This is a genomic window from Leptospiraceae bacterium (assembly GCA_015075105.1).
Lineage (GTDB): Bacteria > Spirochaetota > Leptospiria > Leptospirales > Leptospiraceae > JABWCC01.
Window position 1 is genome coordinate 720818 of sequence record JABTUZ010000002.1, and the last position, 20140, is coordinate 740957.

Consider the following 20140-nt stretch of genomic DNA (forward strand, 5'->3'; position numbering starts at 1 on the left):
GGATAACCCCTATCAGATGCTCTATAGCAAAAATAGTAAAGACAAAGTAGTAGAAATCCTTAAAGATTACCACTACTTTCTTTATTTAGTCAACTTATTTTTATCAATTTCGAGAAAAATTTCATCAATTTTTTCACTTACAAACTTCCATGCATTTTTAAAAAAGTGGTCTTTGGCAGAAGAAATTGTATAATAGGGGAATTGAAAATTATTAGAATAGTTTACTCCTTCTTCAATCGGGTACCAAATATCTTTTGTAGGATAAATAAATACAATTTGTCCTTTTAACCTACCTATACAGGAATGTACTTCTTTAGTAGGGATGAATATATTTTCCAAAAAAGTTCCAAGCTCTGCCCCATTAATGATTTCGTTCGAATAATCATTGATTAAATTTTTTAAATCATTCTCTTCCCAATAGTCTGGGTTTAGCCATTTGTCGTTAGAAAGAATAGAGAGTATTCTTGAGTCAGTGAGCCTGAGAGAATTAGTAAACTCTTGGATATTGTTTCTTATGTACAACTCTCTTAGAGAACGAACAGTATCCAAGATTGGAGAAAGTAAAATTAACTTTTTTAAATTGTAATCTGAATTCTCATAAAAGAATTTCATAAGGGTAGAGCCTCCACCGCTATGTCCGATTCCCGTTATAGGGATGTCTTTCCCGTATGTATTTAAAATTTTATCTAATTCGATTTTTAGTAATTCGCAGGTTTTTTCAAAATGAAAAACTCCATCAGACTTTCCATGTCCCGGAGGATTAAAATACAAAACTCCATAGCCCGACCTGTTCCAGTTTTTCACAGGGTACCTGTAAGTCATAATATTTCCTCCCATGCAAGGGAGTAGTACTATGAGGAGTTTCATGTCCCCGATAGGCTCTGTAAATTTTTTATCTATAAAACTCAAATGCTTACGATTTTAAAAATCAACTATTTTTCTAATTCTAACTTATACGCACTATGGCAAGCAACACACCTTGAAGTAAGCTCTCCCAATTCTTTCATCAAAATCGGATAAGGTTTTTTTTCTAGAATAGATTTTGAAAAATTATCAAATGCTTCATGGGTGCCAAAACCTAATTTCTTAAACTCAATTGGTATTTTTAAAAGAATACTTTTTTCTGCTGCTGCAAGATTTTCTACTAAATCCATTCCACCTTCTTTAGATTTTTTTGCTGCAGCGTTATAATCTTCCTTAGACAATAAAATTAAAGTTTCATGTATTACAGTTAATAGAGTTCTCATTTCTGAAAGAACCAATTCTTTTTCACTTGGATTTAATAATATTGCAATTCTCTTATCTTCGGAAATTACTTTTTTCCCACGAGCAAAGATGCTTATAAAAAAAATCACTGAAACAATCCAAAGAATCCATCCACTAAACATGAAAATTTTTTTATTCATTACTTATCTCCTATATTTTCTATGGTAACGATAATTTATTTCTAATTCATTAATTTTCATTTATCAGCCAAAACCTAAAATCTTTCCGATTTGGTAAACAGCAAGAGAACTAACGTATGCAAGCACCAGCATATACGAAAATAGAAATATTGTCCACAGATAAGAATTAGTTTCTCTCCGAACTACAGCAAGTGTTGACATACACTGACAGGCGTAAGCAAAAAATACTAAAAGGCTTACTGCACTTAGAGAAGTCCAGACCGGTTTTTTAGTTTTTGGATTAATATCTTTTTGCATAGACTTTCTAAGATCGGGGGAATCTTCTTCTCCCTCCACACCGTATATAATCGCAAGCGTTGAAACCATGACTTCTCTTGCTGCAAAAGAAGTAATAAGAGAAATTCCTATTTTCCAGTCAAAGCCCAAAGGCTCAATTACCGGCTCAATAATTTTTCCGAGCTTTCCTGCATAAGTGTCTTGGATTTGAGTTTTTGGATATTCTGTAGGATGAATAACTGAAGTATCTTTGTGAGGATAATTTGCCAGAAACCAAAGTATAATAGATATAGACAAAATCACAGTTCCGGCATTGAACACAAATACTTTTACTTTTTTGTAAACATTCATAAACAAATTTCTAAAAGAAGGAAATTTATATTCCGGAAGCTCTAATATAAAAAATGATTGTTCACTTTTAAAAAATGTTCTTCTAAAAACAAACGCAAAGAACATAGAAGTAAACATACCAAGTAAAAATAAACCAAAAAGGGCAAGTGCCTGTGAATTGATAAATCCAAATAGCATTTCTTTTGGAAAAACTGCACCAATCACCAATATGTACACCGGGTATCTTGCCGAACATGTAATCAAAGGAGAAACTAAAATTGTTACCATTCTGTCCGATTTATTTTCTATAGTTCGTGCTCCCATGATTGCAGGGACAGCGCATGCAGCCGATGAAAGCAGAGGAATAAAAGACTTCCCGGATAAACCTAGTTTTCCCATAAATTTGTCCATTAGAAGTGATGCCCTCGCCATATAACCTGTTTCTTCCATGATCCCTACAAATAAAAAAAGTAAAGCTATCTGTGGAATAAATATAATCACAGACCCAACTCCACCTATAATCCCATCGCTTACAATTCCTGAAATCGGACCCTTGGGAAAGGTCTCGACAGCTTTAGACGCTATGATTTTTATCGAAGAGTCGATCCAGTCCATTGGTATTTGTGACCAGTTAAACAAAGATTGAAAAACTAAACCCATTAGGATGAAAAAAAATATCAACCCGCTAACCGGATGAAGAAGAAATGAATCTATGCGAGAAGAAAAAGCTCCCTTTCCTTTCGATGCCCCAATCACAACATCAGATAAAATTTTTTTTATTTGGATGGATTTTGTAATCAATTCTTCCTGATAGGTAAATTTTAATTTAGATTTTTTGAATTCACTTTCTATATAGTTTCTTATTTCATCAGAGAATAGTGAAAACCCCGGAATATCTTTTTGCAAAGATTCACCTGACAGTTGTTTCAGCGAATTTGACAAAATAAAAGATACAGATCCATAATCATCTGTTTTAATTTTTGCTTTAAGTTTTTTTATCAGAACTTCTCGATCCTTATCCCACCTCCAAAGTTGTTTCGGCACTAAAAATTTCTTTTCGTCAAAGAGTGCTCTTTTTAATTCTTCTACACCTTCTCCATTTTTGGCATTTACAAGTACTATGTTCAAAGAAAGTTTTTTCTTTAGTTTTTCTATTTCAATAGAGATATTTTTCTTTTCCAGAATATCTTTCATTGTAAGAATAAGTAGAATCGGTACACCAAGATCTGAAATCTGAAATAGAAATTGAAGACTTCTTTCTAATAGAAGTCCGTCTATTACAAAAAGTATCTTGTCCGTTTTTTCTCGCTTCATCAAAAATCTGGATAGGACAGCCTTGTCTTCGGAGATACCACTAAGACTGAACGCGCCCGGCAGGTCGATCAATTCAATCTCATTACCCAAATAGCTCATAGTGCCGCTGAGTTTTTCAACGGTTACTCCTTGAAAATTTCCTGTTTTCTGATGAAGCCCCGTGAGCTTATTGAAAAGAGAAGATTTTCCACTGTTTGGATTCCCTACAAAAAGACAGCGATAAGGCATAGCACTCATTTAACATGCCCTCACTAAAATATGGTCTGCGGTTTCATCACGAAGGGCTATCTCTGCAGACCCAACCGCTACAGTAAGTTTTTTTTGTCCTTTTATTTTATGTAAAATTTTAATCTGAGTGCCGGGTATCAACCCATAGTCCAAAAGATCATATACTATATTGATGGGAAAATACCTTAAGTCAAGGGACTCAATTATTGCAAATTTGCCTTGAGCCAACTCACTCAAAGAATTCGTCGAAGGCTTAGTTTTGTATTTTGTATTTTTAGTAAATATCATCCTATAAGACATTATTCAAGATTCCAAACTAACTGCAATTGATTTTTATTCTCAATAACGAACTTTGCTCGATTTTTATAGGTTTTCCTTTCACAGAATTGTTTCATGAATTGACCTTATGCAAAATATAAGATCCACACAGGGATTTAGAAATTCAAAAATATTCCAAATTTTAAAGATTTTCTAAAATAGGGGGAAAAATGCTCCAAAAATAGGTCAAATTCACAGAAAATACTTGTCAAAAAATTTCTATCTGATAGAAAAACTATAAGGTTTTATTTTGCATAGTATGATATACGATAGATTGATAGCTGCCAAAGTAAGCCCAACAGAACTTGATGAATTTCTTCGACAAGGATTTCGTCACTTTGGGGTTAATTTTTTCAGATACAGCAGTTCCTATCTTGACGAAGAATTAGAAGATATTCTCCCTCTCAGGATTAATTTGACAACATTTCAATTTTCAGACTCTCAAAAGAAAATTTTAAAAAAGAATAAAGACCTATTGGTAAGTATAAGAGATTCGTTTATAGACCCAGAAAAAGAAAAATTATTTTCTTTGCATAAGAAACGTTTTAAAGAAAATGAACCGGAGTCGATTTACACTTTTTTATCTGAAGAGCCATCTGTAATACCTTGTGAAAATAAAGAAGTTGCAGTGTTTTATGATGATAGACTTGTCGCAGTCAGTTTTCTTGATATAGGGAAAATTTCTACTTCCAGTATTTACGCAATATTCGATCCACTCTACTCAAAAAGAAGTCTTGGAATATTCACACTTCTCAAAGAGATTGAATATTCTATCGAAACCAAAAAAAAGTATTTCTATCATGGTTATGCTTTCAAAAAACCTTCGTTCTATGACTATAAAAAAAATTTTCATTCGTTAGAATATTTTGACTGGGACAAAAAATGGATCGCATTCTCAAAATAATTTAATGCTTTTCTAACCAAACTCTAAGATCAGAAAGCACTCGATCTCTATCCTTGGGGTATTCATTCATCGTTTCATGAAAAAGATTTTCGTAAATATTTAGCTTTCTATCTGCAATTACAAGATTATTGTAAAAAGCTATAGACCCGGAAGGGTCTGCAATTCGATCTTCTTGTCCGTGAAATAAATATGTAGGGACTCGTATAACGTCCGCACTATTAATACAAGGCTCACCAATTTCTAAAAATACTTTTCCGAGTGCCATTGAAATTTCTCCATGAACCAGAGGGTCTGCCTTGTATGCCTCTATGACTTCAGGATCATGGCTCAAGTCTTCGATATTCAAGCCTGCCGGAACAGTTACCTCAGGCAATACATTAGCCAAAAATTGACCTACAAATTTTTTTACTCTCATAACTACATTCAAATGAACCCTAAGTGCCGACCCGCTTGCGATAAGTGTGACCAAATTTCCTTGGTTTGTTCCCATAGCAGCGTAACACAAGACTACAAGCCCACCCATGGAATGCCCCATCAAATATACCTTTGGAACTTTTTCTGTTTTAGTGGCTATTCGGATCAACCTGTCCAAGTCGTCTAAAAATTCTAAAAAATTATTTACGTGTCCTCGTTTCCCGCCAGATCTACCGTGGCCTCTTGCGTCATGAATATATATTATAAATCCTGATTCTTTTAACGCTTCAGTCAAATTCTCATAGCGACCTCCATGCTCACCAAACCCATGGTGGACTACCAATACTTTGGGCTTTCTTTTTATAAGATTGGGACGAAAAACTCGATAAAATATCATAGTTCCATCCTCTCCTTCAAATACATTTTCTTCTACAGTGTAATCAGGTACGACTCGTTTTGACATAGTACTTGAAGTTTTCCTTACCCCAAGATTTTGAGTAGTAAAAATTAAAGAATTCCTTGAAAAAAAAAAGGTTTTTTTTATAAGTCTATAAGAGGCGAAAAATGAAAGAAAACATTCCAAACAAAATCAGTCCAGAAATGCTTACAAAAATTTTACGAGAGCACAAGGAAATGCTCGCTTTGATTTCCAATTATCCTGAAAATTCCGGAGACTTAAACGATTGGAAAACTAAAAGATTGGAAATTTTAGAAAAAGTTCAAAAAAAATAGTATATTTCATTAAATTTAAGAAAGATTTTATCTGACCTACTGGAAAAACTGTAAATAACTTGACAATTCAAAAAATTTTGCAGGGAAGATATTTGTGAAGTTTACTTTTACGGTACTCTTTTGTGTTATTTTTCAATTTTTTTCTTGTAAAGGGAATTATGCGAAAAATTCAAAATACAGACAATTTGAGGTGTCTGTTGATCTTTCAAGAGAACTAAATTCATCAGAATTTACGGGAGAAATTCCTGACGAAAAAATTTTTCCTCCCGATTTCTGGAAAAAAAATCCAGGTAGATATTCTAACTTAAATCAAGGTGAAAAATGGAAAAATTCACAAGTTACTTTTAAAACAAGTGAGGAGTTTTTATTAAACCACTCTCTTGATTCGGTTGTATTCTCAAAAAATTCAATCTACAAATTTCAAAATTTACACGGGGATTTTTTATTTTCTGGAAAATTTGGAATCTTGTCCAATGAAAATATCCGCTCAAGCGGTATTTTGAAAATTTATTCTGACGATAAAATTATTGGAGAGTTTCAAATAGATTCCATGAAGTCAGAAACATGGAAAGAATTTTCCTTTCCTATCAAAATTCTTAATCGCTTGCAGTTAGAGTGGATTTCTGAAAATTCTTCTCTTATACTCGGCGCACCGATTCTATCAAAAATTGCTTCTAAGAAAAAATACAATATCTTATTTATAGTGATTGACGCAGTGAGAAAAGATGCAATGGGGTACTCAGGATTTCCTATACCAGTATCTCCTAACTTAGACAAACTATCTAAAGAATCTGTTGTGTTTGAAAACGCCTTTGTAAATGCAAATTGGACAAAGCCTTCGATGATTTCTATGCTGTATTCGGATTACTCTTCTGCCTTAGGACTCGGCAATATTGGATTTCAGGTAGAAAATTACAGGAAAAAAATTTTTTACTCTCCAAATAAAAAAAATATCGTAGAAGTTTTAAGAAACAACGGATACTATACGGCAGCAATTATGAACAATGTTTTTTTCTTGGATTACACAGGAGTCGGAGTCGATCTTGGTTTCCATGAAATTTTTCAAATAGGAAAAGAAGTTAAAGATACAAAAAAAATCATAGATGAGGCAATTGAATTTTCCGAAAAAAATAAAAATAGAAACTATTTTCTACATCTGAATTTGAATACACCTCATACACCTTACCTGCCTCCTAAAAGGATTTTAGAAAACCTAAAAGAAAATTCCCCTTCTTCTCAATTTTCCAAACTTCATGAGTATGAAAAGAAATACCTAGGAGAAATACGTTACGCTGATGAAGAGCTTGGAAGATTATTTTCGTATTTGAAACAAATTCATCAATTCGATGATTCTTTTATCGTAGTCACGAGTGACCATGGTGAATTGCTCAACGAATATCACGACTCTAAAAATCACTCTAATGGTGGAGTACGGTTTGGACACGGAGAGTCTCTATTTGACGAAGAGCTAAATGTTCCATACCTAATCAAACTTCCCAAAGACATTCAGAGTATTGCTAAGGTGAAACAAATCCCTGATCAAGTTTCTCTTCTTTCGTTTGCTCCTACAGTCTTGTCTCTCGCAAAAATTCATTACGATAAAGAAAAATGGAAAGGGAAAGACTATTCAGAATTTATTTTATACGAAAAAGATTTTCCAAAAGAAGAAGTGATTTTATCAGAAGGAAGACTTTCCGAAGCAATCAGAACCAATCAATTCAAATACGTTAGACGCTATCCTGGTTACTATTCTAACAAGAAAATTTCATCACACATAGAACAACTTTATGATTTTACAAAAGACCCGAATGAAAAGACCAATATCGCAGAAGAAAATATTGAACTACTAAAAAAAGCAAGGTCTTTCATGGACAGTTTTTCTATAAAAAGAAACCAGTACAGAATTCATTTTCCTGTCTGTAGCGATTCCCCTTGTCAATACTTTGGAGAAATTTCTCTAAAAGGAAGTATTTACCGAGTTTTAGAAAATCCGAATATTCAGTTACAGGAATTAAGCAAGAAGCACGTTTCTTTTTCAGTACAGCCTTCAACAAATATTTCTGAGTTAATAATTGAAACCGTTAACCCGGAGTTTGAATTTTCACTTAATATAAATAGAAACAATCAAAAAATTGGATATAGAATTGGCAGGTTTGGACTTTCTAAGGGAATTGACACAGAGCAAAAAGAGCACTCAATTCTATTCACTTCTGAAAGACCACCTTATGGCTATGAAAGCTCTAAAGATGTATGGATCTACAATGACTCTCAATTCTCTAAAGTAAACTCCTCAAAAGAAGAAGTCGGAATGGGAGAAGAAGTTAGAAGTATTTTAAAAAGCTGGGGTTATATTCACGAATAATTCTTGCAGATTCGCAATATGAAAAAATCATCAAACTTAAAATTGGAGTAAACTATGAAAGCCTATTTTGTCGATAAATGGTGTGAGCCGGAAGAATTGCAATTTAAAGAAGTTCCTGATCCTAAGCCGGAGAAAGATCAAGTTGTGGTTGATATACGAGCTTGTGGAATGAATTTTCCTGACATGCTCCTAATTCAAGGAAAATACCAGATTCGACCTACACGTCCATTTATTCCCGGAACAGAAATTTCAGGTGTAGTAAGTGCACTTGGTGAGAATGTAAATAATTTTAAGATAGGCGACAGGGTGATGGGGCTTAGTTGGCTCGGAGGCTATGCCGAAAAAATTGCAATCCCTGTAAAAAATCTATTTGTAATTCCTGAGAAAATGAGTTTTGAAGAAGCGGCAGGATTCAATGTCACTTATCAGTCTTCTTATTTTGCAGTTGTAGTCAGAGGAAAATTGCAGAAAAACGAAACCCTTCTCGTACACGCCGGAGCCGGTGGAATAGGGACGGCTGCAATTCAAATCGGTAAAGCAATCGGATCCAAAGTTTATGCCACAGTAGGCTCGGATGAAAAAATCGAAATCGCTAAAAAGGCAGGTGCTGATTTAGTTTTAAATTATTCTGATTCGATGTGGTCTAAAAAACTTAGAAAAGAATATGGGGGAGTCGATGTAGTAATTGATCCGGTTGGAGGAGAGATTTTTAACAAGACCATTCTTTCCGTAAACTTTGAAGGTAGAATTGTGGTAGTCGGATTTACAAGCGGCACTATCCCAAAAGTTCCGACAAATCTTTTGCTGTTAGGGAATATTAGCGTTGTAGGTCTATTCTGGAATCTCTATCAAGACAATCACCCGATGAAAATTCAAGGTGCAATGAATGATCTAATTGCTTGGTACAATGAAGGAAAAATCAAACCTATGATCTCTAAAAGTGTTCCACTAATCGATGCGCCAAAAGCTCTAATGGATATAGGAACAAGAAAAAGTTACGGAAAAGTAGTTCTTATTCCTTAAAATTAAAGTCAACTATTTTCTATTGCTTTTTTAAAATCGAAATTAGTTCAGAAAACCCTTTTTTTTCAGCATAGTCGATCGGCGACTTGTCTTTGTTGTCTTTTAACTCTGCATTTGCTCCATTGTTCATTGCAAGTCTCGCAGCTTCTAAAGCTCTGGGTTTATTTTCTTCACTTATATTCAAAGCAATATCAGAAAGTACAGTTTTTCCGGATTTATCTTTTGAATTTAAATCTGCTTTTTTTTCTACAGTAAGGTAGAGAATTTTTCGTATTACCTCTTGGTCTTTCGGATTGTTTGAGCCGAGAAACTTTAAGATTGCTTTTTTCAAAACGGTAAATCCATTGTTGTCAGCAAGATTTACATCTGCACCTGAGGAGATTAATGCAAACATCAAATCATAATTGATTCTATTCACGGCGAAATGCAGTGCAGATATACCGCCTTGGTTTTTTGCGTTCAAGTCAGCACCCTTTGATACTAAAAGTTTTACAAGCTCTGAGGTAAATTTTCCATCCTTTCCTCCACTTTCAGATTTTGCAACTTCCATGAGTAGAGTCCCGTTTTCAGAATTTTTTTCGTTTGGATTTGCACCTGCACTAATCAAAGCTCTTACGATTTCAATATTTTTCTTAGATACTGCATTGTAGAGAGGAGATACACCATCTTTGTTTTTTAATTCTACGTCTGCCTTTTTTAAAATTAAAAACTGAACTGTTTTCACTTGAGTCTTGTCAACTGCGCGAAATAAAGATGTTGTTTCGTCTTCTCCTCCTTTTGCATTAATCTCAGCTCCATTTTCTAATAACATGGTCAACACTTCTAAGTTTCCCTTGCTACTTGCGATATGAAGAGGTGTATCTCCACTGCCATTTTTTTCGTTTACGTTAACTCCCTTGGAAATCAGAATTTTTACAATCTTCGAGTATCCTTTGTCACTGACAATGTGGATGAGTGAATTTTTCTCTGAGTCTTTAGTATTTATATCTGCATTTTTTTCTAATAATAGCTCAGTCAGCTTAGGACTGTTCGCTTTTAAAGCGATTAAAATAAGTGGAACTTTTTTAGCATTTTTCTCATTCGCATTTGCACCCTTGTCCAAGAGAGACTGAACGATTGTGTTATTTCCTTTTTCAACTGCGATTACAATCGGCAGATTATCGTCTTCGTTTTTAATTTGGAGATTGGCGTTATTTTCAATAAGTAATTTTGCAATATCTGTTCTATTATTTTCAATAGCAAGATGAAGAGGATATTTTTTATTTGAAAATTTTTCGTCCAGAGTAACACTTTTTTCAACAAGCAATTTTGCTAAATTCAACTCATTTTTTTCGATTGAAAGCTGTAGAAGAGTTTTCTCGTCATTATTTTTTGATTGAATATCGGCACCCTTTTCAAGAAGCAGTTTGACTGCGGGTAGATTTCTTTTTTCGTGTGCCGTAAACAGCAACTTTTGTCCTTTCTCGTCTGTATCGTTTGCATTCCCACCATTCTGCAATAGCAACTCTATAGTTTGAATTCTTCCTGAAAGTGAATACGCTAAAGGACTTTGCCCTTTGTTGTCTTTTTTATTTACGTCTGCTTTTTTTTCTAATAACAAACTTATGAGCTTAATGTTTCCTGACTTCACAATAGGAAATAACCCAGTTTGTCCGGTAATGTCCTGAATATTCGGGTTTGCTCCTTTTTCAAGAAGTAGTTTGATTGGTTCAGTACTGTTTTTTTCGGATGATAAAAAAAGAGGTGTTTTCCCTATTTTATTTTTAGAATCAATCTCTGCTCCTTTATCTAATAGAGCTTGTAAAATCTTTATATTCCCTTTCAGGCTTGCAAGATGGAGTGGCGTATTTCCGTCTCTATCTTTCGTGTTTATGTCGGCATTTTTTTCAAGGAGATTTTTAAAATACTCCATTGATGATCTTTCAACACAAATATGCAAGGGAGATTTGCCTGTGCTGCCATCTTTTGCATTCAAGTCTGCGCCTTTTTCTAAAAGCAACTGAAACTGTTTTGTTTTTCCTTTCTCGATAGCGATGATCAGAAGCGGCTTTCCTGTTTCGTCTGACGCATTTATATTGGCTCCATTTTGAATTTCAGCTTCAAATTGTTTAGGATTCCCTTTTATAAGAGTTTTTACAATATCTGTTTCTTGCGAAAATATACTGAAAAATGGAAAAAGCAATACGCATATATTTGTTGTCTTGAAAAAAAATTTCATCGTCTTTCCTTTGTTTTGTTTACTAACTTATTTTGGTAAATATAAATTCGGATTTAAAACTTCCATGTTACTGCCTCGTCTTACTTCAAAGTGTAGGTGTGGGCCTGTTGATTTTCCTGTACTGCCTACTTCTCCAAGAGTCTCTCCGGTTTTTAGTTTATCTCCTTCCTTTACCTTTTGAACACTTTGATGAGCGTAGTAAGTATAAATATTATTTTTATGTTCTAGGATCGTAAGCATTCCATAAGCTACATGGTTTGGATCAACTCTATAAACTTTTCCGTCACTCACTACACGGATTGGAGTTCCGATCACAGCAGGAATATCTAAACCGGCATGGAAGGCGTTCTTCTTTCCGGTAACAGGGTCTACTCTGGGTCCAAACTTACTACTGACACTTCTAAACCCGTCGATAGGAGCTTGAAAGTATTTGGCAATATCGTCACTATCTATGAGCATTCCTTTTTTCTTGCTTACAAATCCCCCAAAAACCCACCCTTCAAAATCTTCAGCTTCAATATAAATCCACTTCGATCGTATCCCGCCTAACGTCTCAACTTCGGATTTTGCATCTTTGATTTTCACTTTAGTTTGTCCTTCTAAGGTGGTGATCACGGTTGCTTGCTCGCTTGGCTCATCTCTCACCCTAAGAGATACAGATTTCACGTATCTCGATTCTCCGGATTTCAACTCATCGGGATTTTCTTCTTCCTCTTGAGGTTTTAAATACCCTCCAAATACCCATCCCGAATAATCATCACTCTTAATTTTCAACCAACGTCCGTTGATTCCGTCTATACTTTCTTCATTTCCGACATCTTTTACATTTACGACAGTGCCTCTGGAAATAGAGCCGATTTCTTCCGATTCGATTCCTTGATTTTCTCTAATCTTTAGAATATCTGCCGTCACAATCATTGGCGGGTAATCAGAAGCATTTTTGGGCATGGATTGAGCGACTTGAAAAATGTATTCTTCCGAATGATTAAAAAATAAACCGTCTCTATTCAAGTTGCTTTCAAAGTCTGTAAAACCCACAAGGCTCGATAGAAAATTCGGTAAATGATTTTCATTGCCTACTTTTTTCCTTTGTTTTTTTCTATCCTCTACAGGAGGATTATTGGAAATCAAATCAGACGGGATGTAGCCTTCCTTTTTGTTATTCATTCTAATTAAACACCACTTAGAAAAACTTTGATTATTCTTCTCGTCCGGAGTGAGGATCATAACTACTTCAATTTTTTCACCCTTTTTCACCTTTCCTATGTATTCTTTATTTTTAGGATTTGGTTCTGCTCTCAAATTATAAGGATCTAACACGAATGCAAAAATTTGCTTTTCTTTAATTTTCTCATCCCCCGGTCTATCGTTATGCTCTATGACTCCTGTTGCAAGAGAAGGATCGATGGGAATCTCCTGAATGTCTAACTCCGGAAATCTTGCCTTGGCTTTGCTAACAAAAGAATAAAATTTCTGCAATATAGCTTCTCTGTGTTTTTCGTCTTTTTCTTTTAGTTTTTGCAGTTTTTCTTGTGCTTTTTTATTTAACTGCTCTGTGCTGTCCGCAATCAATAAATTTATAGAAAATAAAAGTGCTATAGATATAAGATATTTTAATATATTTAAAATATGTGTTTTCTTCATTTTTTATCCCATCCTATAAATGGCGTACCTGCAAAAAGCCCTGAAAGGGGAATTTGCAGTAGCGTCATAAATATAGTTATGCAAAAAATTCAAAATTTTGACAAGTTTTTTCTAAATCGAATATAAAAATCCGTAAAACCTCTTTTTTTCCAATACTCGACAGCTTCACTATTTTCTGTAATTGCTCTAAGCTCGATAGACTGTATATTTTTTTGCAATGCCCACTTTTCAGCATAACTAACCAAGGACTTCATGTACCCTCTTTTTTTTGCTCCATTTTTAGTCACTGCTAAATCAATAAACAAAACTTTCCCCTCCTTCAAGTAGGGCTTTTCTTCCACACGAGCTATTAACAAAGATAAAAGCTCATTTGAGGTGTCGTCTAACGCACCAATAAGTAAAATTTTTTCCGAGCCGGAAAGTTTTAGATAAATATCTGTCATCTTAACTGCTGCTCTGTGGCGTATCTGGAAAACTCCGTCCAATTGCATTGAGTTCACCTTTCTGAAAAATTGATTGGTCAATTCAATGATCTCGACTCTTTTGTCAAAGTCAAGATGCTCTACATGAAAACTCATTCTCTATACAATACAGAATAAATTTCTATTGGATTTGTTGCCTTGTCTTCTTTTACTTTTTGAATTTTTAAGATTTCTCCTGTTAGTTTCATAATAGACAATTCCCCATCCTTACTCACTACTACAGGTTTTCCTTCATTCAACCGAATTGCAGATACATCTTTCATATTAGAGTTTTGAAATTCGGTAGAGTTGCCATCATTAGAAATTTTAGTGATTTTTTTATCGGATACAACATAAATATCTTCATCTTCTGAAAAAATTGAGCGTATATTTTCTCCCGTTTTGAAGTATTCTGTAAATTTTCCATTATCTCGTAATTCAAAAAATCTACTTCCTTTCAAAACTCCTAGGCTGTCATTTTTAACGACTGCAATTTTAATATTTCCTTCACCTTTTATAGATTCACCTTTTGCAATTCTTTCAAGGTTGGAATCATAAACACTCCATTCCAATTGAGTATTTTTTCCATAAAGAAAGAGTATCTTACCGTTTCCAAACAAATCCCATTGAATGTCTCTTTTAATACCAAGAGTTTTTGTATCTTTTCCGTTTAAGTTATAAGAAGTTATTTGAGTTTTCCCTTGTTTGTCAAGCGTGGTCAAAAAAGCCTTTGACTTTACTTTAAGTCCTGTGGGAGTTTTATCTTCTAAAGAATTGACTTGAAGAATTTTTCCGGTTTGAATATCAAGCTCATCTAAGGAGTTTTTAGATGCGGCAAAGATTCTTGTAGATGCCTCTAAGAAAATATAAGGCTCTTTTACCTCTCTTCTCCATGCAATAGATTTTGTGCCTGAGTCAATTGCAACAACTGAGTACCCATAATTAATAATCATCTTACCGTTCACAAACACAGGAGTTGAAACAGGTTTCCCGGTAAGTGTATATTTCTGAAAAATTATAGAGTCGGTGCTTGCTTTTACTAATCTTGATTCTGCGAGTCTTGAATATTCGCTATTTGGAAATTTTTCAACTAATTCTCTGTTTAATTCAGATTGCAAATCGGCAATTTCTCCATCCGTACTTTTTGCATACATTGCTTCTAAGATTCGAATATATGCGTACAAAGAAGCCGGAGACCTTTCAATTTTCAAAGCAGACTTGATAAACTTTTCTGCATTTGTGAAATCATTTTTTTGAAATGCGATATAAGAAAGGTAGTAAAAAGAATCCGAAAAGTCGGGATATTCTTTGGTCAATTTGGTAAAAATCTTTTCGGCTTCCTGGGTTGAGTTTTCGTTGAAGTAAAGAATTCCGATATTGTAAGGTGCAAGCTCTAATTCAGAATCTTTCTTCATGGCTTCTTCAAATTCTTCTTTTGCTTTCTGTTTATTGTTCTGCTTGTAATAAATAAGCCCTCGTGCGATATGCGATGCAGCAAATTCTGGATTCAACGAAACTGCACGATCTAAATATTTTAACGATTCACCATAATTATTTTTTTCTAAATAAATCAAACCAAGTTGATATAAGCTATAATAAGATTCTGGTCTTGTTTTTAAAATGTCTCTAAACCCTTCTTCGGCTTTATCTGTTTGTCCTTTTCTAAAAAAGTAAGCATTGATAGCTTCTTGGATTTCGATTTTTCCTTCTTTTACTTTTTCAATCGAATCTTGTAAAATCCTTATCCCTTTTTCTTCTTCTCCAAGTGCAATATGGCACTCTGCAATTTTAATCAATATAGAAGGTCTCTCTATTTTTTTATAAGCCAGCATAAATGGCTCGATAGCTTCTCTGTAATTTTTAGAATTAAAAAGTTTGTTTCCTTTTTTCACTAAAGGCAGGACTTCACCAAACTTCATATTCCCTTGAATGATTTTTTTAGTTTCTTCAATTTCAGAAATTTCAGACTTTTGGTCTTTGGCTTTTTCTAAATAGGAAAGAGCCGATTGGAATTCTTCTTTTTTGTTTTTTTCCAGAGCCAGTTTGTAATACAGATTTCCGAGTCTATATCGAACAGTTTCGCTATCTGGAAATTTTTTTAGTAATTCTTTATAAATATCTTCGGCTTTGCCAAACTCTTTTTTGTCTTCATAAATTCTGCCGGTGATTATCCCGGAAAGTGGATTTCCTTTAGTGAGTGATTCTAATTTTTCTGTATAGATTTTTTGTTCTTTTTTATTTTGTGCCGAATACAACCGAATGAGTCCCTGGATTGCGGGTATGTTTTCTTTATCTATTGCAAGGCTCGCCTTAAATGAATTTTCTGATTCTTTGTATTTTTTAGAAATAAATTCCGCCCTTCCGATTGCGTTAAAAACCATAGGCTCGTCTGATTTGATTTTTTTTGCTTTTAAAAATTCTTTTATCCCTTCTTCAATTTTTCCTTTTACAAGTAGTTTGTCTCCCTTATCAACCAAGATAGAAATTTCTGTAAGGGTCAATGCTTCCTTTGCTTGTTTTTCAAAAGATAATTTTGACGCTTCCAAGAACTCTCTTTTTGAATCTGAAAATCTTTTTTCATTCAAATAAAAAAATCCAAGGTTGAGTCTTGCCTGCCCAAATTTCGGATCTAATTCAATCGACTTAGTAAAAGACAAAAGTGCTTTTTTGGAATCGCCCAGATTTTGATAACTCAAACCCAATTTATTATAGATTTGTGCATCCGACGGAAATAGCTCCACTGCTCTTTTTAGGATTTTAATTGCTTCTGAATTTTTTCCAGTTTTAATATAAATTGTCCCTAAGGCAGAATACCCTTCTATACTATTGGGATCCATTTGCAACGCTCTTTTAAAAGAGTCTTCCGCTTCTTTATCCTTTTTCAAAAGTATATAGGCGTTACCCAGAAAGATTAAAGGTGCAGAAGTTTTAGGAGAAAGATTCACAGCGTCTTGGAAAAATTCAAGAGACTTCTCATAATTTTTTTCTTTGATTGCCGAGTTTCCTTTTTCAATCAATTTCGCCAATTTGGTTGATTGAGAAGAATCTGAAGCTGATTTAAAATTTGGATCGAGAGACTTGGCTTTAGCAAAATACTCTTCTGCTTCATCGTATTTTTTCAATTGCAACGATACGTCACCTAACTGCATGTACAACTGCAATTTTTGTTTAAAAGAAGAATCATCAGCTCTTTTTAAAGAAGTGTAAGATTCTTCGTATCGCTTTAAAGATTTTAAAAGAACGCCTTGCTTAAATGGGTACACTTTTTCTTTAGGGTAATACTCTTCCAAACTCTTATAAATCTCAATGGCTTTTTCATCTTCACCGAGTGTGGTAAGGACAAGTGAGTATGTAAGTAAAATCTGCTCTGACTTTGGAGAGACTGCAAGAGCTTTTTCAAAAGATTCTCTTGCTTTTTTGTGTTGCCCTTGCTTAAATTCGGAAGAGCCGAGAAGATAAAACCCTTCTGCTGTAGGGTAAACCTCTATTGATTTCTCTGCTATATTTTTTGACTCGTCAAATTTATTCTTTTGAAAAAATTCATTTCCTCTATTTAGGATTTTCTTTGCAGATGAGATTTTTTGTCTTACATCTTCCGATTCTTTCGCGTTTGTGTCTTTGGCGTTTGAAGGCTTTAATTCTTTGGATGAGGCACAATTGGTTAGTAAAAAAGTATTTATGGATACAATGGTTATGAATAAAAATAGTGCGTAAAATTTATTTATTTTCAAGGGACACCTCATTTTTCCGGAAGAGCAATTTTTGGATATGTGATAGAAAAAGATCGAAAAGTTTTTGACTTGGGTGGAGAATCGCTTTTTATCCAAAGAGCGATTCTCCATAGGTTATGAAAACTTTCTTCTGTTTCAAAAACTTTCTTATTTCCGAAATAAATTTTTAATTGTTGTTTGTCTTTGTCTGTAACGAATCTGACAGGTCTTCCTTTTTCGGGATCATTATTTTTAAATTCATAGTTGGCAATTGACACGCCATCAGAAGGAAACTTATAGAGAGAAATTCTGGAATTTTCTAACTCAACTGTATAATTGTCTTTTTCATTTTGAAAAAATGTAATAGCCATTTTTCCATTACCGACTTCTTCCTGACTGTATGCTGTAATTGTTGCATCCAAGCTACCTGAAATTAGAGGATGGGTGGAAATTCCATGCCATCCGGGAATAGGCTCGCTTAGCTTTTGAAAAATTAATTCTTTTCCAAATTGAGGGTAAATTCCACCTTCGCCCGCATTCACCCAAATACTTTCATTAGCCGGGTCTAAACCATTCAGTAATTTTACGGGAAAAGCAACAGTAGAAATTTTCTTAGCCTCTACTTTTACGATTTCTTCATCGAGAATATAAGATGTATTTTCTTCTCCTTGCTTTTGTTTTGAAAATTCTATTTTATAGTTTCCGGGGCTCATGTCATTTGAAAATAGTGGAGTCTCGCCTTTTAAATAATCATCCCAAGAAATTTTTAGACCAGAAGGATAGCTCAATACATTTAAAGCGCCCAGTGTGTAATCATCGTCCCATTCTTGAAAAATTTCTCTTGTCTCTCCTGCTCTAAGCCAAACTTCTTTTGCAATTGGAGTTTTCCCCGGCTTGGAAAATTCCAAAGTATGTATCCCGTCGGAAATCAAAAAATTGGTAACGGGAAGTTTTCCCAAGTCCTTGCCGTCCACCGTTATTATCGTGTCTCCCGAAGTAGAGGAAACGGATAAATTGCCCGAAATAGATTTTTTTAATACTTCTGCAATTTCTGATTTATCGGGCTTTTTAGAAAATTCAATTTGTGGAGAAAGTATTTCTTTTAAGAATTTGTAATTGGAGCCGGCTCTATACAATTCTACTCGTTTTAGCTTTCCTTTTGTTTTCGGTTTTTTGGGTAGAATGAATTTACCGATTGCTTGAAAATTTCCAAATTCTTTCTGATTGATCGGATCAATAATTTTAAAATCTACCTGAAAAGAATTGGAATCCATGCTAAGCGTGAGATTCGGTATAATTATCGCATCTATATCTTCTTTTTGAAATTCAGTTAAAGGAGGGTTTTCTATTGTCCAAGGCTCACTGATATAGGTTCTTTTCCCTACAGTTTTCGGTACAATCAAATCAATTTCCTGCAGCAGCAAGGCTCGCAAATCAGGCTGAATAGAATCTTCCGAGACAGAAACAGGAGAAATGATATAGAAGGGAATTTGCTTTGCCTTTTTTCGGATTTTGTAATCCTCTGGTTTTTCACTATTTCTAAGGTCTTCTTTTGGTGGAGGGGCCTCTTTAAAATAGGGAGAAGAAATCTGAAAAGACTGCCCTTCGAGAACTCGAACAGTAGAGCATCCCATGAAAAGAAAAATTATCCCAATAACAAATACGATGAAATACGTCGGCTTATGTTTCATATTATACTCAAATGAATTCTTGATTGTTAAACAATATAGTAATTAATATGTTTTGTTGGAATCCAATTTTAACCTATCCTTATCTATATCTTTTTTAATGTATTTTCCTTCGTCTATTTTTTCGGCAGTTTTTCTGATTTCATCCGACGAATTGGAAGACTCTTTCTTCGATAGCTTTTGCATAGCTTCTTCGACAGAGCCTGATGACTCTAATTTTCTCAACTCTTCACTACCTTCTTTTAACTCTTCAACTAATTTGGAAAACCCCATCAAACTATTTTTATGGAATACAATCATACTCTTCAAATCGTTTAAAGATTCTTTGTTCAGAGTCTTGATCATCTGATTGGTTAGTTTTTTTTCTTTGGATACAGTAATCTCTGTATTTCTGTCTAAAATCAATTCTTCTTTTTCGTTGGATTTTTTTACACTGATTGAGCCTTCGATTACTGCAAATTTTGTATCACAGCCTTTTTTGCCGCAAGGATTTTTTTCATTTTTCAATATTTCTTTTTCAGGAGCTTCTACGATAGTGAGAAATGTAGTTCCTCTTACCCCAGCTATTGCAGTCGGTGTAGTTATGTTGAAGGACTCGTCTTTCTTTTCTTTCTTTAATACGGTTACAATCTTTCCGTAATTTACATGGACGTTGGTTTCACCCTTGCCTTCTGACAACAAAATACTGCTGATGGAAATTCTTGTATTTTTTGAAACTTTGATTGCTCCTTTGTCGGAGATCATGATTTCTATGCTGCCGCTCTTTTTAGTAAGAATCTCATCTCTTTCTGTAAGCTCCATCCCAAGCTCAGGTTTGATTTCCTTATCCAATCTTAAAATAAAAGCATCTCCCATAATCCATGCTACTCGAACTGATTGAGGGTTGGGTTTGGAATCCATAACTTCTGTTAAGCCGGTTTCTTTTTTGGAACTGCAAAAACTTACCAATAGTGCCAAAGTTAAAAAAATAAGAATCTTTTTCATTTCATTTCTCCAGTTATACTTTCTATTAAATCGTTTCTACCATCTGAGTGATTTGCTTTAAAATATTCAAGCGAGATAATCCGCCGTGAATCCGCAGGGTTACTATCACTATAAATATAAACATTTGA

The 20140-nt window shown here is 34.2% G+C and carries 15 protein-coding genes; 4 read left to right on the forward strand and 11 right to left on the reverse strand.

Translation table 11 applies throughout. The features are described 5' to 3' along the window. Positions 1–81 precede the first annotated feature (81 nt). The 4 genes from HS129_13240 to HS129_13255 all read right to left on the reverse strand — a co-directional run bounded on the left by HS129_13240 (position 82) and on the right by HS129_13255 (position 3842). A complete protein-coding gene (locus HS129_13240) occupies positions 82–867 on the reverse strand; it encodes an alpha/beta hydrolase (GenBank protein ID MBE7413002.1) in 786 nt (261 codons plus the stop codon). Between the two features lie 65 nt (positions 868–932). Then, a complete protein-coding gene (locus HS129_13245) occupies positions 933–1406 on the reverse strand; it encodes a hypothetical protein (protein ID MBE7413003.1) in 474 nt (157 codons plus the stop codon). A 63-nt stretch (positions 1407–1469) separates the two neighbouring features. Next, positions 1470–3563, reverse strand: coding sequence for a ferrous iron transport protein B (gene feoB / locus HS129_13250; GenBank protein ID MBE7413004.1), 2094 nt, complete (start codon positions 3561–3563; stop codon positions 1470–1472). Beyond that, a complete protein-coding gene (locus HS129_13255) occupies positions 3564–3842 on the reverse strand; it encodes a ferrous iron transport protein A (protein MBE7413005.1) in 279 nt (92 codons plus the stop codon). It abuts the gene before it with no gap. A 289-nt stretch (positions 3843–4131) separates the two neighbouring features. Here HS129_13255 and HS129_13260 point away from each other — a divergent pair, with 289 nt between their 5' ends. Beyond that, positions 4132–4776, forward strand: a complete 645-nt coding sequence (locus tag HS129_13260) for an arginine-tRNA-protein transferase (GenBank protein MBE7413006.1) — start codon at positions 4132–4134, stop codon at positions 4774–4776. 1 nt (position 4777) lies between these two features. On the opposite strand, the gene HS129_13265 is transcribed toward HS129_13260, so the two are convergent. Further along, entirely contained in the window at positions 4778–5653 is an 876-nt protein-coding gene (locus HS129_13265; GenBank protein ID MBE7413007.1) for an alpha/beta hydrolase, read from the reverse strand. A 101-nt stretch (positions 5654–5754) separates the two neighbouring features. On the opposite strand from HS129_13265, the gene HS129_13270 reads away from it, so the two are divergent. The 3 genes from HS129_13270 to HS129_13280 all read left to right on the forward strand — a co-directional run bounded on the left by HS129_13270 (position 5755) and on the right by HS129_13280 (position 9307). Next, complete coding sequence (locus HS129_13270; GenBank protein ID MBE7413008.1) at positions 5755–5922, forward strand: hypothetical protein; 168 nt, start codon at positions 5755–5757, stop codon at positions 5920–5922. A gap of 94 nt (positions 5923–6016) precedes the next feature. After that, on the forward strand, positions 6017–8284 hold the full coding sequence (locus HS129_13275) for a sulfatase (GenBank protein MBE7413009.1): 2268 nt from the start codon (positions 6017–6019) through the stop codon (positions 8282–8284). Positions 8285–8338: 54 nt separating this feature from the next. Next, positions 8339–9307, forward strand: a complete 969-nt coding sequence (locus HS129_13280) for an NADPH:quinone oxidoreductase family protein (GenBank protein MBE7413010.1) — start codon at positions 8339–8341, stop codon at positions 9305–9307. A gap of 19 nt (positions 9308–9326) precedes the next feature. Here HS129_13280 and HS129_13285 read toward each other — a convergent pair whose 3' ends face one another. The 6 genes from HS129_13285 to HS129_13310 form a co-directional block, all read right to left on the reverse strand. After that, positions 9327–11525, reverse strand: a complete 2199-nt coding sequence (locus tag HS129_13285) for an ankyrin repeat domain-containing protein (GenBank protein ID MBE7413011.1) — start codon at positions 11523–11525, stop codon at positions 9327–9329. A 27-nt stretch (positions 11526–11552) separates the two neighbouring features. After that, entirely contained in the window at positions 11553–13169 is a 1617-nt protein-coding gene (locus HS129_13290) for a peptidoglycan DD-metalloendopeptidase family protein (protein ID MBE7413012.1), read from the reverse strand. An 89-nt stretch (positions 13170–13258) separates the two neighbouring features. After that, the gene (locus HS129_13295) at positions 13259–13747 is read right to left on the reverse strand and encodes a GNAT family N-acetyltransferase (protein MBE7413013.1); all 489 of its coding nucleotides are present in this window, start codon (positions 13745–13747) and stop codon (positions 13259–13261) included. Continuing rightward, positions 13744–17361 carry a tetratricopeptide repeat protein gene (locus HS129_13300; protein ID MBE7413014.1) on the reverse strand — a complete coding sequence of 1206 codons (3618 nt, stop codon included), beginning with the start codon at positions 17359–17361 and terminating at the stop codon, positions 13744–13746. Before HS129_13300 ends, HS129_13295 begins: the two co-directional genes overlap by 4 nt. Positions 17362–17369: 8 nt before the next feature. Next, on the reverse strand, positions 17370–19031 hold the full coding sequence (locus HS129_13305; protein MBE7413015.1) for a PEGA domain-containing protein: 1662 nt from the start codon (positions 19029–19031) through the stop codon (positions 17370–17372). Positions 19032–19073: 42 nt separating this feature from the next. Continuing rightward, positions 19074–20012, reverse strand: a complete 939-nt coding sequence (locus tag HS129_13310) for a FecR domain-containing protein (GenBank protein MBE7413016.1) — start codon at positions 20010–20012, stop codon at positions 19074–19076. Positions 20013–20140 lie beyond the last annotated feature (128 nt).

What these genes read in the sequence shown, in the direction of transcription:
- HS129_13240 (MBE7413002.1), bottom strand. Translation starts at nt 867, where the DNA reads ATGAAACTCCTCATAGTACTACTCCCTTGCATGGGAGGAAATATTATG.
- HS129_13245 (MBE7413003.1), bottom strand. Translation starts at nt 1,406, where the DNA reads ATGAATAAAAAAATTTTCATGTTTAGTGGATGGATTCTTTGGATTGTT.
- feoB (MBE7413004.1), bottom strand. Translation starts at nt 3,563, where the DNA reads ATGAGTGCTATGCCTTATCGCTGTCTTTTTGTAGGGAATCCAAACAGT.
- HS129_13255 (MBE7413005.1), bottom strand. Translation starts at nt 3,842, where the DNA reads ATGATATTTACTAAAAATACAAAATACAAAACTAAGCCTTCGACGAAT.
- HS129_13260 (MBE7413006.1), top strand. Translation starts at nt 4,132, where the DNA reads ATGATATACGATAGATTGATAGCTGCCAAAGTAAGCCCAACAGAACTT.
- HS129_13265 (MBE7413007.1), bottom strand. Translation starts at nt 5,653, where the DNA reads ATGTCAAAACGAGTCGTACCTGATTACACTGTAGAAGAAAATGTATTT.
- HS129_13270 (MBE7413008.1), top strand. Translation starts at nt 5,755, where the DNA reads ATGAAAGAAAACATTCCAAACAAAATCAGTCCAGAAATGCTTACAAAA.
- HS129_13280 (MBE7413010.1), top strand. Translation starts at nt 8,339, where the DNA reads ATGAAAGCCTATTTTGTCGATAAATGGTGTGAGCCGGAAGAATTGCAA.
- HS129_13285 (MBE7413011.1), bottom strand. Translation starts at nt 11,525, where the DNA reads ATGAAATTTTTTTTCAAGACAACAAATATATGCGTATTGCTTTTTCCA.
- HS129_13290 (MBE7413012.1), bottom strand. Translation starts at nt 13,169, where the DNA reads ATGAAGAAAACACATATTTTAAATATATTAAAATATCTTATATCTATA.
- HS129_13295 (MBE7413013.1), bottom strand. Translation starts at nt 13,747, where the DNA reads ATGAGTTTTCATGTAGAGCATCTTGACTTTGACAAAAGAGTCGAGATC.
- HS129_13305 (MBE7413015.1), bottom strand. Translation starts at nt 19,031, where the DNA reads ATGAAACATAAGCCGACGTATTTCATCGTATTTGTTATTGGGATAATT.
- HS129_13310 (MBE7413016.1), bottom strand. Translation starts at nt 20,012, where the DNA reads ATGAAAAAGATTCTTATTTTTTTAACTTTGGCACTATTGGTAAGTTTT.